Origin of the sequence: Paenibacillus glycinis (assembly GCF_009909185.1) — a bacterium.
In the GTDB taxonomy this organism is placed as follows: domain Bacteria; phylum Bacillota; class Bacilli; order Paenibacillales; family Paenibacillaceae; genus Paenibacillus_Z; species Paenibacillus_Z glycinis.
The window spans coordinates 175,619-191,244 of sequence record NZ_JAAAMV010000024.1 but is presented as its reverse complement, the minus strand read 5'-3'; the positions used below and the strand labels follow the sequence as shown (position 1 = coordinate 191,244).

Here is a 15,626-nt window from a genome sequence, read left to right as displayed (position 1 = left end):
ACGAATCTGTGCATTCGCCTAGAAAACATGAATGGTACATCATATGCGGCTTAGCGTCACTCGTGCCTTACTTATTTGGCGCGCAGGCCGGCCTTCGGCCTGCCTCTCTTTCCCGGCAGCGGCTGGCAGGCGGGACAGGTGTGCGTGCCCCGGCCTCCGACCACGGTCTTGACGATCGTGGCGCCGCACCGCGAGCACGCATCGTCGTCCCGGCCGTAAACGAGCAGCTGATGCTGGAACATCCCCATCTCGCCCTGCCCGTTCACGTAAGACTTGATCGAGGATCCGCCGGCATCGACAGCGCGGCCGAGCGTGGCGCGGATCGCATCGTACAAGCGGACCCACTCCGGAGCTCTCAACGTATCCGCCGTGCGCTCGGGATGAATGCCTGCCGTGAACAACGCCTCGTCGACGTAGATATTGCCTAAGCCGACGACGTACGCTTGGTTCAGCAGCAGCGGCTTGATCTTCGTCGTGCGGTGCGCGACCTCGCGTTTGAACGCCTGCAGCGTAAACGTATCGGCCAGCGGCTCGATGCCCAGCTTGTTAAGCGGCGCATGCGTCAAATCCTCGCCCGGCGCGAACAGATGCATCGTCCCGAATTGACGGACATCCTTATAGCGAAGCTCCATGCCGTCGTCGAAGTGAAACCGCACATGCGTATGCAGTTCCACCGGTTCATCCTGATTGTATACGCCGTAGCGCCCTTCCATGCGCAGATGCGAGACGAGCACGAGCCCGTCAAGCAGTATGCGAAGGAATTTACCCCTGCGCTCCACACTCTGAATCGTATGTCCGGCAAGCGCCGCGGCGAAAGCCTCGGGCTCCGCCGGCCGCTGAATGATTCTCGGAAGCGTGACGGTAACCCGCTCGATCCGCTTTCCCCCCACAAGCTCGTTCAGCGTTCGCCGAACGGTCTCCACCTCAGGTAATTCCGGCATTCCTAATTCCTCCCCTGCCAATGGTTCAATCTCCATTATACGACAGGATCGGACGAATGTCCTATTTCGCTTCGTACCAATTATCGCCGAAGCTGACATCGGCCCGCAGCGGAACGTCCAGCTTCAGCGCGCTTTCCATGACTTCCGGCAGCAGCGTCTTCATCAGCTCCAGCTCGTCGGCCGGCACCTCGAAGACGAGCTCATCGTGCACCTGCAGCAGCATGCGGCTGCGCAGCTTGCGTTCGCGGAGCACGCCGTCCATCTTGACCATGGCGAGCTTGATGATGTCCGCGGCCGTGCCTTGGATCGGCGTGTTCATCGCCGTCCGTTCCGCGAAGGAACGCAGGTTGAAGTTCGACGCCTTGATCTCCGGCAGGTAGCGGCGGCGCTCCAGCAGCGTGGTCACGTAGCCGTCGCGGCGCGCCTGCGCCACGATATTGTCCATATAAGCCCGAACGCCCTCGAACACGGCAAAATACTGCTCGATGAAGCGCGCCGCGTCCTTCCGCGAGATGCCGAGGTTATTCGACAGCCCGAAGTCGCTGATGCCGTATACGATGCCGAAGTTGACGGCTTTCGCTTGGCGGCGCATGTTGGCGTCCACTTCATCGGCCGAGACGCCGAAGACGTCCATCGCCGTCTTCGTATGAATGTCGGTGTCCGCGATGAACGCTTCCTTCATCCGCTCGTCGCCCGAGATATGCGCCAGGACGCGAAGCTCGATCTGCGAATAGTCCGCCGCCAGAATCGACCAGCCGGGCTCGGAAGGCACGAACGCCTTGCGAATGCGGCGGCCTTCCTCCAGCCGGATCGGAATGTTCTGCAGGTTCGGGAATTGGCTCGACAAGCGGCCCGTCGCCGCGATCGTCTGCCGGTAGTACGTATGCACCTTGCCCGTATCGCGACGTATCTCCTTAAGCAGTCCTTCCACGTACGTGGATTGCAGCTTCGTAAGCTGACGGTATTGAAGGATCAGCTTCACGATCTCGGAATACGGCTCCAGCTTCTCCAGCACCTCGGCATCCGTGGAATGGCCCGTCTTGGTTTTCTTGATGACCGGCAACCCTAGCTTCTCGAACAGCACTTCCCCCAACTGCTTCGGCGAGTTGATGTTGAACTCCATGCCGGCATGGGCGTAGATATCGCTCATGTATTGCGAGATGCCCCGCTCAAGCTCCGCGCCGAGCTCTTCCAGCACGGCCGGATTGACTTGAATGCCCTGCTTCTCCATGCCGGCCAGCACGACGGCGAGCGGCAGCTCCAGTTCGTCGTTCAGCTTGGTCATATGGCCCTGCTCCAGCTGCTCGGCGAGCAGCGGCACGAGCCGGCGCACCGCGTCGGCCTTGGCCGCCAGATGATTGGCCAGCACGTCCCCCTGCGGCACGACAAGTCTGGCACCTTTGCCGTAAACGGCTTCGTCCGTCTGAATGGCGGAGAGGCCGTGACGCTGGATGAGCGCCGCCAGCGTCTGGCTCGATTCGGTCGGATCGAGCAGATAAGCCGCGAGCAGCGCATCGAACGCGATCCCGCGCAGCGCGATGCCGAGCCAGCCGAGCGCCAGCTCCGCCTTGTGCAGGTCGTAGCCGCGTTTCGGCGCGTGCTCGTCCTCCAGCCAGCCGCGCAAAGGACCGGACAGCTTCTCGTCCATGAGATCGTCGTACGTCGCCACGACGATGCGTTCGCCGCTCGCGGCAGCCAGGCCGATCAGCCTCGCCTGGTGCGGGTTGTCCCCGATGGCCTCGATGTAGACGCTGTCCGACGCGGCCAGCATCGCCGCGAGCGCAGGCCCGTCGAGCGATCCCGCCGCGACGACCTCGTAGGTCGCGGCGGCGGCGACCGCTGCGGCGTCCACGCTCGCCGCGCCCGGCAGCTCCAGGCGCTCGATGAGCGACTTGAACTCGAGCTTGCGGAACATGTCCGCCAGCGTCTGCGCGTCGTAGCCGCCGTAAGTCAGCTCGTCCGGCTGCTTCTCGAGCGGCACCTCGCGGAAGATCGTCGCGAGCTTCTTGCTCATGAGCGCGCTGTCTTGATGCGTCTCGACTTTCTCGCGCATCTTGCCCTTGAGCTCGGCCGCGTTCGCCAGCACCGCTTCGACGGAGCCGTATTCGTGCAGCAGCTTCAGCGCCGTCTTCTCGCCGACGCCCGGAATGCCGGGAATGTTATCCGACGTATCGCCCATGAGTCCCTTCAGATCGATGATCTGCAGCGGCTTCAGGCCGTATTTCTCGTTGATCTCGGCAGGATCGTAGCGCTCCACCTCGCTGATGCCCTTGCGCGTGAGCGCGATCGTCACATGATCGGACGCGAGCTGGAGCATGTCCTTGTCGCCGGACACGACGAGCGCCTCCACGCCCCGCTCGTCCGCGAGGCGGCTGAGCGTGCCGATGATGTCGTCCGCTTCGTAGCCGGCCAGCTCGTACTGCGCGATGCCGAAGGAACGAAGCAGCTCTTTCAACACGGGGAACTGCTCCGACAGCTCCGGCGGCGTTTTCTCCCGTCCGCCCTTGTAATCCTCGTAGCCCTCGTGGCGGAACGTCACTTTGCCGGCATCGAACGCGACGAGCATGTGCGTCGGCTTTTCTTCCTCGAGCAGCCTCAGCAGCATCGTCGTGAAGCCGAAGACCGCATTCGTATGAAGCCCGGCCGAATTCGTGAGCGGCGGCAATGCGAAGAACGCTCTGTATATGATGCTGTTTCCGTCAATCAATACCCATTTATCCATCCGAGAGGCACACCTCACCTTTATTTTCCCTAGCACTTATCATAGCATAAAGCAAACAAGCTTTCCCAACATATCCGCGTCCGCGAATATTAGGAAAGCCTCATCGTGCCGGGAAGGGGAGCGTCCCCCCGCCCACCGAAATGCTATTCGCCGAACGGCTCCGGCCGGCCCAGCAGAAACCCCTGCGCGTATTGAACGCCGAGGTCCCGAATATACCGCAGCTCCTCGTGCTCCTCGATGCCTTCGGCGATGAGCTTGACGTCCATCTTCGCCGCCAAGTCCGAGAACGTTTGCACGAGATGCGCCTTCATCTTGTCCAGATGAACGCCGCTGATCAGGGAACGGTCGATCTTGATGAAATCGGGCTTCAGCTCGACGATCGACTGCAGCGAGGAATAACCGGCGCCGGCGTCGTCGATGGCGATTTGATAGCCCTGATTGCGGTAATGCTGCAGTATCCGCTTCGCCGCGTCGAAATCCTCGATCGACGTCCGCTCCGTGATCTCGAACACCACATGATGCGGCGACAAGCCGTACCGCTGCAGCAGCAGCAGCGTCTGGCCGGGCGAGAACGACGAATCGTTCATGATTTTGGCCGTGATGTTGATGAACAGCTTGCGTCCGTTCGACAGTCCCGTGCAGCCCTCGATCGCTTTCTCGCGCGCCAGCCGGTCGAGCGCGTACGTCAATCCCTCTTGATCCGCGAATTGAAACATGCCCAGCGGTCCGTCGAACCAGCGGCTGCCCGGCAATCGGGATAACGCTTCATACCCGTAAAGCGTGTCTCCGTCTTGCTGCAGCGCGAGGATCGGCTGGTACACCGGCTTGATGAGGCGCTCCTCCAAAATTTGCTCGAGCTCCCTTCGTTTCAAGCTCCGTTCCGCCGCGCCCGTCGATTGCCCGTGAACGATCGCCCGCTTGATGCCGTCGTAGAGCCGTTCCTCCTCGGAGGCGATGGCCCCGTCGAGAAACGACACGCCTGCATGCAAACGGAGCTCCGGGACGCGCCCGCCGAATGCCGCGTCCATGAACCGGGGCTCCCAATCCAGCTGGAGATCGTTGCCGATCTCGAGCAGCCGCTCCTCCTGCATGTCCTTGCGTTCTTGCGGTAGCGCGAAACAAACGAACAGATCGTCCCGCATCCACATGCGGGACACCCTGTTTAAACCGACCGTTATGCTCTCGTCCAATACCTTCTCCGCGAAACGTCGCCAATTCGCCTTCAGCAGGCCTTTGATTTCCGCTCTCTCCTGCGCTTTGCCATGCCAGGCGAAATAGATGATGCCCATCCCGCCGCTGTCTTTTCTAACGTTCACGTTTTCCCTCTCCTAGATGCTTCTCATATACGCTGCCCGACACGTAGGCGCTGCCGCTGATCGATTTGGCTTGCTTCTTCAAACGCGCCGCCGCCTGCGAGATGACGGCGGTGGTGACCTGCTCCACGCCGTCCCACAACAGCAGCGACAAGGACAAGGTGACGCCCTGCTGCGCGACCGGATTGCCGCCGCGGTCCGTCACGGCGGGGACCTCGGAGCCGCCGTAGTACGCCTCGGCCCCGGCGTTAAACCGCGCGATCATGAGCCGGCAGAGCTTCTCCGCATCCGCCGCTTCCGATAAGAGAATGAAATCGTCCCCGCCGATGTGGCCGATGAAATCGTCCTTCCCGCCGGCCAATCCCGTGACATGCTGCAGAACCGCGGCCAAAAACCGGATCAGCTCGTCGCCTTGGCTGAATCCGTAGCAATCGTTGTACCATTTAAAATAGTCCAGATCCGCGTAAACGATGGCGAACGGCCGATTGGCGTCGATCCTGCGCTGCAGTTCCCGCTGGATCGCCGCGTTGCCCGGCAGGCCCGTCAACGGGTTGGCGGTAAGGGCTTCTTCCGTCCGCAGCTGCGTCATGCATTCCAGTATGGAACGGACCGAAGCCGCGCCGATCAGCTGGTCGTCGCGCGTGATGATGACGACATGGTACAAACGCGAAATATCGCGGGCCATCGCCATTTGGGCCACTTGCTCCACCGGCCAGTTGGCATCCACCACCAGCGCCTCTTCATCCATGATTTTGGCGATGGAACGGTTCCAATAGAGCGGCAGGCCGAATTGTCCGGCAAGCAGCTGGTTCATGTTTTCCTTCATGACGAGACCGAGCGGGCGTCCTTCGCTGGCGATGACGGCTCCCTGCACCTGCTGGTTCGATTCGAACATCCGCGCAAGGTCGGAGACGAGCGAGTTCGGATGGAACGTCGGAATCGACTTCGCAAGCTCGCCGATCGGGAAGGTCGGCACCCCGTGCTGCGCGCGGGGAGACGGCTGGCTTAAACGCCTGTCCGGCATCCCGGACGGCCGCGGCTCCTGCATATCCTGGAACGACGGGCCGCTGAAGTAATCCGCTTCTTCCGCCGCGGACTGCTCGAACACCGCCGCATTCTCCTGCAGGATCCGCAGGCGCATGACCGCGGACAGCGCCTCCTTGACGGCATAATAAATCGTCGCTTCCGCGGACCGGCCGATGCTCGACGGGTAGGCCAAGGCATGGCCGATCGCGAAATCGGCAACCTTCGCTTCCTTGCCGCCGGTTTGCGGGTTATCCTCTCGGGCATAGGCGCGTTTCAACCGTTCTTGCAGCCCGCCTACCGCGCGGTGGATCAGCCTGTCCAATTGTTCCTCCGACTTTCCGCGCTGAAGAAAATAGAAGAAATCGTTCTCCATCCTGTACCGCCAGATGAGGCGCCGCTGGTCGTTCATCCAACCCGTCAGCGTCTCGTGCACGGAAGCGGACGCATTGCCGTGCAAATGCACGACGATGACGCCGACGCCTCCGTAATGCCATTGCTCCGTCAGCCGATGTATCATCGTACGGTCTAAAAGTCCATAACCGATTTCATCCACGGGGATCATCCCTCTTAGGCATAAGTCGTATTGACTATCTTATAGGGCTATTGTAGGGGAATATTGTGAAGAGAGAATTGTTCTTTTGTTAATTATATGTAAAAAATATCATAAATCATGGAAATATCGCTTCGCCCGAGCGTGAATATACAAATAAAGTAAATAAATACTTAGCATTGCGCAAATAAAAAAGATCCAGCGCTTTCCAGCCGTCTGGATCTTCGAACACTACGCGTTTAAGTCGGGGCGCTTGCCGGTTACGAGATAGACGACGCTTTCGCCGATGTTCGTCGCATGGTCGGCGATCCGTTCGATATACCTGCCGACGAAACTGATCAGGCCGGCCTGCGTGATCGTCCTCGGATTGTCCATCATGAGGCCGTACAGATCGCGGACCACTTGGCTGAACAAAGCATCGACCTGATCGTCGTCCTTTGCCATTTTGCAGGCCAAATTCACGTTCTCCTGCACGTAGGACTGGATCGATTCCCGAATCATCTGCTGCGAAATTTCGGCCATCTGGGGCAGGTCGACGAGCGGCTTCACGAGCGTTTGGCCGTCCAGGCGCACGACGACCTTGGCGATGTCGACGGCCAGATCCCCCATGCGCTCCAGATCGCTGGCCATCTTGAACGCCACGAGAATGCGCCGCAGATCCTTCGCGACCGGCTGCTGCGTGGCGATCATCCGCGCGCCGAGCAGATCGACGTTTTCTTCGATCTGATTCAGCTTGATATCGTCTGCGATGATCCGCCTTGCCGCGAGCGTATCCAAATTCTCGAGCGCGCGCATGGCATCGCCCAGCACTTTCTCCACCCGCGTCCCCATTTCGATCAGCATGCCTTTCAATTGCTCCAGGCCATCGTCAAGCTCTTTCCGTCTAATCACGCGCAGCGCCCCCAATTAGTGTGCCTTAACCGAAGCGGCCGGAGATGTAATCGTCCGTGGCCTTCTCGGAAGGATTCGTAAAAATCTTATCGGTTTTATCATACTCGACGACTTTCCCCATATAGAAAAATGCGGTTTTGTCCGATACGCGCGCTGCCTGATGCATGTTATGGGTCACGATGATGATGCTGAAATCCTTCTTGAGTTCCGCGATCAGCTCCTCGACCTTCGCCGTCGATACGGGGTCGAGCGCCGAAGCCGGCTCGTCCATGAGAATCACCTTTGGTTGAACGGCGATCGAGCGGGCAATGCAGAGCCGCTGCTGTTGGCCGCCGGACAGGGCCAGGGCCGACGAATGCAAACGGTCTTTCGTTTCCTCCCAGAGGGCGGATTTGCGCAGGCATTCCTCGACGATGGCATCCAGCTGCTTTTTCTTGCGGATGCCGTGATAGCGCGGACCGAAAGCGATATTCTCGTAGATCGATTTATGGAACGGATTCGGACGCTGCCACACCATGCCGATTTTCTGCCGAAGCAGAACGACATCGACACCCGGGTCATTAATATTTTCGCCGTCGATCCATATTTCTCCTTTCGTCCGCACGCCGCCGATCGTATCGTTCATCCGGTTCAGGCTGCGCAGGAACGTCGACTTGCCGCAGCCCGATGGCCCGATAAGCGCGGTGACCTCTCGGGGCGCGAATTCAAGCGATACGCTCTTGATGGCTTCCTTCTCCCCGTAGAAGACGCTGAGGTTGTTGGCTGACATTCCCGTTGCTTGCATGCTTGCTCACTCTCCCCTTATTTGGTCGCCGTAAATTTGCGGTGTAAGTACCTGCCGAACCATCTCGCGCCGAAGTTGAAGATCAGCACCATGATGATGAGAACGGCCGAAGCGCCTGCGGCGATCTGCGTGGCGTCGGGCGCCAAGCCCTCGCTGTTGATCTTCCAAATATGAACCGCCAGCGTCTCGGCCGGACGGAACGGGTTAAGCGGCGAGAACGGGCTGAGCGGATTCCAGTTCGTGAAATCGAGTCTCGGCGAGCTCATGCCCGCCGTGAAGAGCAGCGCCGCCGCTTCGCCGAATACGCGTCCCGCGGCAAGAATCGTGCCCGTCACGATCGCCGGCATGGCGATCGGCAGCATGACGGACGTGATCGTTTTCCAGCGCGAGAGGCCGAGCGCCAAGCTCGCTTCCTTCTGCTCCCTCGGCACGCCCTTCATCGCTTGTTCCGTGATCCGAACCATAAGCGGCAGGTTGAAGACCGTCAAAGCCAGCGCGCCGGAGAACAGCGAGAAGCCGAGTCCGAACACGTTCACGATCACGAGCAAGCCGAACAAGCCGACGACGATGGAAGGAAACGACGACAAGACTTCGACGATGAGACGAATCGAATCCGTCAGCTTGCCCGGCTTCGCGTATTCGCTCATGTAGATTCCGGCGCCGAGGCCGAGCGGTATCGTGATGATCAACGTCAATACCAGCAGGAACAAGGAATTGAACAATTGCGGCCCGATGCCGCCGCCCGCTTTGATCGTTTGCGGACCCGAAGTCAAGAAATGAAAGCTGATATGCGGCAAGCCCCTGAAGAGAATATAACCGAGCAGCCCCGCGAGCAGGAGGACGATAATGCCGGATATTGCAATGATGACGGCTGTTGCGATACGATCTGCGGTTTTGGCGCTCATCGGTTATTTCTCCTTTCCAGGAATCTGACGACGAAGACGAAGACGAACGTCATGGCAAGCAGGATCAAGGCAAGCGACCAGAGCGCGTTGTTATGAGCCGAGCCCATGACCGTATTGCCCATGTCGAGCGTGATCACGCTTGTCAGCGTCGATGCCGATTCGAACAGCGAGTGCGGGATATGCGGCGCGTTGCCGATGACCATCTGAACGGCGAGCGCTTCCCCGAACGCGCGGGACATGCCAAGCACGACGCCCGTAAGCAGCGCCGGCAGCGTCGTCGGAATGACGAGGCGGTAAATGGTTTGCCAGCGGGTCGCGCCGAGCGCGAACGAGCCTTCTTTCAATCCGCGCGGCAGATTGGAAAGCGCGTCGGTGGCGATCGTCGTGATCGTCGGCAAAATCATGAAGGACAGCACGATCGAGCCGGCCGCGATCCCGATCCCCTGGCCGGGGAAAACGGAGCGCAGGAACGGAACGACGATGCTGAGGCCGACGAAGCCGAATACGACGGACGGAATGCCGGCAAGCAGCTCGATGACCGGCTGAAGCACGCGTTTGCCAAGTCCGGGCATGATTTGCGTCATGAATACCGCGGCGCAGCAGCCGAGCGGCGCGGCGATAACGGCCGCAAGCAGCGACGTGCTGAAGGAGCCGAAAATAAACGGCAGCGCGCCATAGAGCGGAATTTCGCCTTCCGGATCCCATTTGAGTCCGCTAAGCAGCCCGCTGAGGCTGACGCCGTTCGTAATAAACGTAGCCAAACCTCGGGAAGCTACGAAGTAGACGATCGCGGCGATCGTGACGACAAGCACGACGATGCACAATGTCGTGAATACCCTGCCTACCCATTCTTCCATCACATGAGGTTTAGCCATGGTTCGTTCTGTTTTCGGTTTTACGCGGGACTGATCGTTCACAGCGGGCTGCTCCATTCGTCTCATCTCTCCTCGTTCCAACATGTTCGTTGACAGCCAATAAGAGGCGGAGAGCTCCACCTCTTATGACTGACTCGATATTTCGTTTTAAATTAGGGGTCTGCGTTCAGCGATTACTTCGTGATGTTGCCCGCTGCATCGCGTTTTACTTGCATTTTGCCGACTGGAATGTAGCCCAGTTCGACAACGTCCGCATTTTGCACTTCGTCGCTTACCATGTAGTCCAGGAATGCTTTCGTTACGGCATCAGGCTCGCCTTTGGTGTACATGTGCTCGTAAGCCCAGATCGGATACGTGCCGGCAACGATGTTTTCTTCTTTCGGTTCAACGCCTTCGTATTTCACGGTTTTAACCGTGTCGTCCAGGTAAGAAAGGGCCAGGTAACCGATTGCTCCAGGCGTATCCGTTACGTATTTTTTAACCGTGCCGGAAGCATCTTCTTGAATGGAACCCGCGATATCTTGCGAAGCCGTGCCAAGTGCGTATTTTTCAAACGTTTTGCGCGTGCCGGAGCTGCTTGGACGGTTGATGATCGTGATTTTTTCGTCTTCGCCGCCTACTTCTTTCCAGTTCGTGACTTTGCCCGTGAAGATGTCGACCAGTTGCGCTTTCGTCAGGTTGTCGACCGTTACGCTTTTGTTAACGACTGCAGCCATGGCTACGACCGCTACTTGGTGGTCAACCAGTTCTTTTGCTTTGTCGGCGTCCGCATCGACGAACTTCTCTTCCGCGAAGATATCGGAGTTGCCGATGTTAGCTTGTCCGGCTTCGACTTGCGTCAAGCCTGTGCCGCTGCCGCCGCCTTGTACTTGAACCGTGATGCCGCTGTATTTGGAATCTTCCATGAATTTCTTGGAAACTTGGTCAACCAACGGTTGAAGCGCCGTGGAGCCGGAAGCCAGGATCGAACCGCTAAGCGCAGCGTCGCCGCCTGCGTTATTGCCGCCCGCGTTCGTGGCGTTGCCCGTGTTTGTCGTGCCGTTATTTGTAGTGTTGCCGTTCCCCCCATTGTTAGAGCCGCAAGCAGCAAGACCAATCGTCAACATCAAAGCTACAACAATGAATAATGCTTTTTTCATTTTAGTTCCTTTTCTCCTTCCGCTATTTCCGCGGTTTATTTGTTTACAAGACATATTGTACGGTTCCCTTATTAATTTGAGATTTTCTTAGTGTTAACGGAATGCTAAATCTGCATAGAAAAATTGAATAAAATATGCGGTTATAATAAACTAATTGTATAGAACGACTGTTGAGGGGTTAATAAATCATGAGTATATTAAGATTGCAAATCCTCGTGCTGCTGGACGAGCTCAAAAAAGTGACCGCCGTCGCCGAGGAAATCGGGGTTAGACAGCCGACGGTCAGCTTCCACATGAAGAAGCTCGAAGAGGAATGGGGCGTCCCGCTCTTCGAAATCAAAACCGGCAAGGTGCTCTTGACGGAGCCCGGGCGCATGCTCCTTCGCTACGCCGCCGAGATCAATAAGCTGTACAAAGAAGCGGAGGCCCGGTTCCAATCGTACCGCGAACACGGCAAGAACGGTTTCTTCATCGGCAGCACCGATGCCGCTTCCTCCCTGCTGTTCGGCCAAGATTGGCACGCGGAGGCGGCGGATGTCTCCCATATGCGCATTCAACTGATTACCGGTCACCAGGACGCGCTCCTGGAGCAGCTTCACGTAGGCGCCATCGATCTGATGGTCGGCGGAAGCTTCTCCGGCAAAGGAACCGCCGTCCCTCACTTTCAATACGAAGAGCTGGCCGAAGAACCGCTGCTGCTCTTCATGGGCGAAAAGCATCCGCTCGCGGGAAACGCGGTATTGCCGCCTTACAAGCTTGCCAATCACCGCTTTGTCGAGCTTGCGGACAAGGCGCTTCAGGAAGCGCTTCGCGGATGGGAGCAGCACGAGAAGGTGACGCTCGCCTCCGATTGGTCTACCGATCGCGTCGATATGGTCCTCGACGCCGCGGCGGCGAACGGCATCCTTGCCGTGCTGCCCGCCGCGGCCGCCGCCCGCGCGAACGAACGGGTGCACCATGTTCCGATGCCCGGCTACCCGGTCTCCGTCAAGCTGACGGCCGCTTGGCGAAGCGATTATTGGAACCAGTCGCTCATGCAGCGCGTCGTTTCGCTGTTGGGCCGGCGTGCGAGTATGACGACCCCCTAAATCCCCCTCTCCAGGGGGACCCCGAGGGCCCCGGCCCTCTGGACACCCGGATGGTATAACGTCGGCGTTACAGAGAAGCGCACCCGAGTTACGATTGTGCCGGGCCTCGTTTTCGTCCCTGGCGGGACACACTTAACGTCCGCGCTCGCGTGCAGCCTGGTGTCCCTCCGGGACCATGGGAACGTATTCCGCTTCAGAGACGCGCTTGGTGTCCGTCCGCGCTTGTCCTCGCTTTCGTCCCTGGCGGGACACGCTTTACCTTTGGAGTGCTGTCGCAAGCCGGCGCCCTTGGCTGGCTTGCTGGGGGGGCGGCGCGTATTTGCCGCCTTTTTTTACAAGCCGGCGCCTTTGGCTGGCTTGCTTGGGGCGGCGCGTGATTGCCGCCTTTTTTACAAGCCTGCGCCATTGGCTGGCTTGTTGGGGGGCGGCTTGTTCTTTGCCGCCGAAGTTGGTTTTTACAGCTGCTTGGTGCAGCTGCTTTTGCTAACAGACGACAAGAAAACGATAAGAGCCGTTTACGGAAGCGCTGCGCGGCTTCGGTAAACGGCTCTTCATGTTAGGAATTCAGATCGGGTCTTACGCCGGTGACGAGGTAAACGACGGATTCGCCGATGTTGGTCGCGTGATCCGCGAAACGCTCGATGTACCGACCGACGAAGCTGAGCAGGTTCGCTTGGGAAATCGTTTTCGGATTCTCCATCATCAGCGAGAACAGCTCGCGGGTGATTTGCGAAAACAACGCGTCGACGAGATCGTCGTCCTTGGCCATTTTGTAGGCCATGTTCACGTTCTCTTCCACGAACGATTGGATCGATTCGCGCGTCATCATCTGCACGATTTGCGACATGCGCGGCAGATCGATCAGCGGCTTGATCAATGCCTGTCCTTCCAAGCGAATGACGACCTTGGCGACGTCGACGGCCAGATCGCCCATCCGTTCCAGGTCGCTGGCGATTTTGAAGGCGACGAGGATGCGGCGCAGGTCCTTCGCTACCGGCTGCTGCGTCGCGATCAGCGTCGAGCCGATCTCGGAGATCTTCTCTTCGATCTTGTTGAGCTCTTTGTCTTCCTGCACGATACGACGCGCTTCCGTCGCATCGATTGTCTCAAGCGCGTTCATCGCCTGTGAGATGGCCGCTTCGACGCGGCTTCCCATTTCCACGATCAGCGCGTTCAATTCTTCGAGACCGTGATCGAATTCTTTCCGTTTCGTCATCATGGCTTCTGTTGTTCTTCCTTTCTCAATAAGGTTAACCGATATTAGCCGAAACGGCCGCTGATGTAATCTTCCGTGCGCTGGTCGCGAGGGTTGGAGAACAGCTTTTCCGTATCGGAGAATTCGACTACCTCGCCGTTTAGGAAGAACACGGTTTGGTTGGATACGCGCGCCGCTTGGTGCATGTTGTGGGTAACCATGACGATCGTGTATTTGTCTTTGAGCTCTTGCGCCAGCTCTTCGATCTTCAAGGTCGAGATCGGATCGAGCGCGGACGTCGCTTCGTCCATCAGCAGCACGTCGGGATTCACGGCGATCGCGCGGGCGATGCACAGACGCTGCTGCTGGCCGCCGGAGAGGCTGAGCGCGGAGCGTTTCAGATAATCCTTCACTTCATCCCACAAAACGGCGGAACGAAGGCTCGTCTCGACGATCTCGTCCAATTTCTGCTTGCTGCGGATGCCGTGCAGGCGCGGACCGTACGCGACGTTGTCGTAGATCGATTTCGGGAACGGGTTCGGCTGCTGGAACACCATGCCGACTTTCTTCCGCAGCGTCTCCACGTCGACTTCCTTGGAGTAGATATCCGCTCCGCCGATCGTGATCTTGCCTTCGATGCGCGTGTTCGGAATCATGTCGTTCATGCGGTTGAGCGTGCGCAGCAGCGTCGACTTGCCGCAGCCGGACGGGCCGATGAACGCCGTGATCGCTTTCTGCGGGATATCCATCGTGACGTTCTTGAGCGCGTGAAAGGTGCCGTAATACAAATTCAATTTATGAATGTCGATGAGTGTTTGCGAAGCGATGGTTTGCATACCGTTCTCCTCCGTATCGGTGGTGGACGTTCGTTCGTCCGTTTGAGGGAAGAAAGCGCCAAGCCGCCGGCAAGACGGCGGACCTCCGCATTTCTTCTGAGCTACAACCCTAATCGTAGCCCCGAAATGTAAACCTCATATGTTCGTTTTGTAAACGCCGCATTAAAATTTATGCGTTGCCCTGCATGTCGTCCATCAGCGCTTGAATGCTGTCCGTAACCTGCTGCGCTTGATCGTAGGCTTGGTTCGACAGCCGGCCGATATCCGCCGCGCTGCTGCTGTTGTTCGCCGCCGCATGGAACAACGACTGGAACACGTCGGCGGCTTCCTGCACGTAGGTTTGGCTTGCATCGGCTTCGGTGCGGCCAAGGCCGACTTGATGCACCGTTTCCTTCACGGCGTCCAAGATGGAGCCGATCAGCCGGTTGATGTCGTCCGCGGACGATTTGGTCTGCGTGGCCAGCATCCTGACTTCGTCGGCGACGACCGCGAAGCCTCTGCCGTGCTCGCCCGCTCGCGCCGCCTCGATCGTCGCGTTGACGGCGAGCAGATTGCATTGGTCGGCGAGCTCGCGAATCAGTTTCGACACGCTTCCGATCGAGCCTGCCCGCTCTTGGAGCTCCCCGATTTGATGCTCTTGGATGTTCGCGCGCTGCGACATGCCGTGAATGGCCGCGGACACCTTGTCCAATTCGTTCTTGCCCTTGAGCGTCAGGTCCAGCATCGTTTGCGACATCGTCTCGCCCTTGACGGATGCTTCATGCACTTCGTGCACCGAGCGGTCGATGTCGCGGATCATGCCCTGCGCGTTCTGAATCATCGCGACTTGCGCCTGAACGGTTTGCCGCTGCAGCAATCGGGACATCTTAAGCAGATCGGACATCGTGAGCACGCCGATGAACCGTCCTTCTTCCGTTACGATCACGCAATCGTAGAGCGTCTTCTCGTCGCGGCCGAGCGAGAGATCCAGCAATTCCTGCGGCGAAACGTTATGATCGACGACGAGGGGCTGTTTATCCATCAGTCTGGCGATGGAACGTCCGTAATAGATTTCCCTGCCGAAGCGATGTGTCTGAATGATCGTCAACCGGTTCTTCATCACGAGTCCAAGCGGCTTATGATCCGCCGTGCACACGACGATGCATTCATGATCCGGCGCTGCCGCGAATTGTCCGATGACTTCTTCGCAGGTCTGCGATGTGGCGACGATCGGCGTTTGGCGGACGAATGGCATCATCAGGTCGTGCTCCGTCGCATGCTTGGCCGAATCCGCCGCACCTCCTGGAATATTCTCGCTCTTCTTCGATTCCGCAACAGCAACGCTCATGCTCAAGCACTCCCTCTCGCAAGCTATCTTTTCT

At 58.5% G+C, this 15,626-nt stretch carries 13 protein-coding genes; 1 reads left to right on the top strand and 12 read right to left on the bottom strand.

Annotation, left to right across the window (positions count from 1 at the left end; translation table 11 throughout):
- Positions 1 to 71 precede the first annotated feature (71 nt).
- From mutM to GT019_RS24260, 9 genes are all read right to left on the bottom strand, one after another.
- Positions 72 to 941 (bottom strand): DNA-formamidopyrimidine glycosylase, encoded by an 870-nt coding sequence (gene mutM, locus GT019_RS24300; protein ID WP_161746010.1) that lies wholly within the window; start codon positions 939 to 941, stop codon positions 72 to 74.
- A gap of 61 nt (positions 942 to 1,002) precedes the next feature.
- Positions 1,003 to 3,663: a DNA polymerase I gene (gene polA / locus GT019_RS24295; RefSeq protein ID WP_161746009.1), complete on the bottom strand. Its 2,661-nt coding sequence runs from the start codon at positions 3,661 to 3,663 to the stop codon at positions 1,003 to 1,005.
- Between the two features lie 143 nt (positions 3,664 to 3,806).
- On the bottom strand, positions 3,807 to 4,979 hold the full coding sequence (locus tag GT019_RS24290) for an EAL domain-containing protein (protein WP_161746008.1): 1,173 nt from the start codon (positions 4,977 to 4,979) through the stop codon (positions 3,807 to 3,809).
- Positions 4,969 to 6,555, bottom strand: coding sequence for a GGDEF domain-containing protein (locus GT019_RS32535; protein WP_161746007.1), 1,587 nt, complete (start codon positions 6,553 to 6,555; stop codon positions 4,969 to 4,971). The genes GT019_RS24290 and GT019_RS32535 overlap by 11 nt, the downstream gene beginning before the upstream one ends.
- Positions 6,556 to 6,783: 228 nt before the next feature.
- Positions 6,784 to 7,443, bottom strand: a complete 660-nt coding sequence (phoU, locus tag GT019_RS24280) for a phosphate signaling complex protein PhoU (protein WP_161746006.1) — start codon at positions 7,441 to 7,443, stop codon at positions 6,784 to 6,786.
- A gap of 25 nt (positions 7,444 to 7,468) precedes the next feature.
- A complete protein-coding gene (gene pstB / locus GT019_RS24275; RefSeq protein WP_161746005.1) occupies positions 7,469 to 8,227 on the bottom strand; it encodes a phosphate ABC transporter ATP-binding protein PstB in 759 nt (252 codons plus the stop codon).
- Positions 8,228 to 8,244: 17 nt separating this feature from the next.
- On the bottom strand, positions 8,245 to 9,132 hold the full coding sequence (gene pstA, locus GT019_RS24270; RefSeq protein WP_161746004.1) for a phosphate ABC transporter permease PstA: 888 nt from the start codon (positions 9,130 to 9,132) through the stop codon (positions 8,245 to 8,247).
- Positions 9,129 to 10,064: a phosphate ABC transporter permease subunit PstC gene (gene pstC, locus GT019_RS24265; RefSeq protein ID WP_407945099.1), complete on the bottom strand. Its 936-nt coding sequence runs from the start codon at positions 10,062 to 10,064 to the stop codon at positions 9,129 to 9,131. Before pstC ends, pstA begins: the two co-directional genes overlap by 4 nt.
- 116 nt (positions 10,065 to 10,180) lie before the next feature.
- Positions 10,181 to 11,146, bottom strand: coding sequence for a phosphate ABC transporter substrate-binding protein PstS family protein (locus GT019_RS24260; RefSeq protein ID WP_161746050.1), 966 nt, complete (start codon positions 11,144 to 11,146; stop codon positions 10,181 to 10,183).
- A gap of 188 nt (positions 11,147 to 11,334) precedes the next feature.
- On the opposite strand from GT019_RS24260, the gene GT019_RS24255 reads away from it, so the two are divergent.
- Complete coding sequence (locus tag GT019_RS24255) at positions 11,335 to 12,234, top strand: LysR family transcriptional regulator (RefSeq protein ID WP_161746003.1); 900 nt, start codon at positions 11,335 to 11,337, stop codon at positions 12,232 to 12,234.
- 556 nt (positions 12,235 to 12,790) lie between these two features.
- Here GT019_RS24255 and phoU (GT019_RS24250) read toward each other — a convergent pair.
- The 3 genes from phoU (GT019_RS24250) to GT019_RS32530 all read right to left on the bottom strand — a co-directional run bounded on the left by phoU (GT019_RS24250) (position 12,791) and on the right by GT019_RS32530 (position 15,592).
- Positions 12,791 to 13,450, bottom strand: coding sequence for a phosphate signaling complex protein PhoU (gene phoU / locus GT019_RS24250; protein ID WP_161746049.1), 660 nt, complete (start codon positions 13,448 to 13,450; stop codon positions 12,791 to 12,793).
- A 44-nt stretch (positions 13,451 to 13,494) separates the two neighbouring features.
- Positions 13,495 to 14,265 (bottom strand): phosphate ABC transporter ATP-binding protein PstB, encoded by a 771-nt coding sequence (gene pstB, locus GT019_RS24245; RefSeq protein WP_161746002.1) that lies wholly within the window; start codon positions 14,263 to 14,265, stop codon positions 13,495 to 13,497.
- Positions 14,266 to 14,434: 169 nt separating this feature from the next.
- Positions 14,435 to 15,592, bottom strand: a complete 1,158-nt coding sequence (locus GT019_RS32530) for a methyl-accepting chemotaxis protein (RefSeq protein WP_161746001.1) — start codon at positions 15,590 to 15,592, stop codon at positions 14,435 to 14,437.
- Positions 15,593 to 15,626 lie beyond the last annotated feature (34 nt).

Coding starts and splice junctions, on each gene's coding strand:
- mutM (WP_161746010.1), bottom strand. CDS start 941: ATGCCGGAATTACCTGAGGTGGAGACCGTTCGGCGAACGCTGAACGAG.
- polA (WP_161746009.1), bottom strand. CDS start 3,663: ATGGATAAATGGGTATTGATTGACGGAAACAGCATCATATACAGAGCG.
- pstB (WP_161746005.1), bottom strand. CDS start 8,227: ATGCAAGCAACGGGAATGTCAGCCAACAACCTCAGCGTCTTCTACGGG.
- pstA (WP_161746004.1), bottom strand. CDS start 9,132: ATGAGCGCCAAAACCGCAGATCGTATCGCAACAGCCGTCATCATTGCA.
- pstC (WP_407945099.1), bottom strand. CDS start 10,064: ATGGAGCAGCCCGCTGTGAACGATCAGTCCCGCGTAAAACCGAAAACA.
- GT019_RS24260 (WP_161746050.1), bottom strand. CDS start 11,146: ATGAAAAAAGCATTATTCATTGTTGTAGCTTTGATGTTGACGATTGGT.
- GT019_RS24255 (WP_161746003.1), top strand. CDS start 11,335: ATGAGTATATTAAGATTGCAAATCCTCGTGCTGCTGGACGAGCTCAAA.
- phoU (WP_161746049.1), bottom strand. CDS start 13,450: ATGACGAAACGGAAAGAATTCGATCACGGTCTCGAAGAATTGAACGCG.
- pstB (WP_161746002.1), bottom strand. CDS start 14,265: ATGCAAACCATCGCTTCGCAAACACTCATCGACATTCATAAATTGAAT.
- GT019_RS32530 (WP_161746001.1), bottom strand. CDS start 15,592: ATGAGCGTTGCTGTTGCGGAATCGAAGAAGAGCGAGAATATTCCAGGA.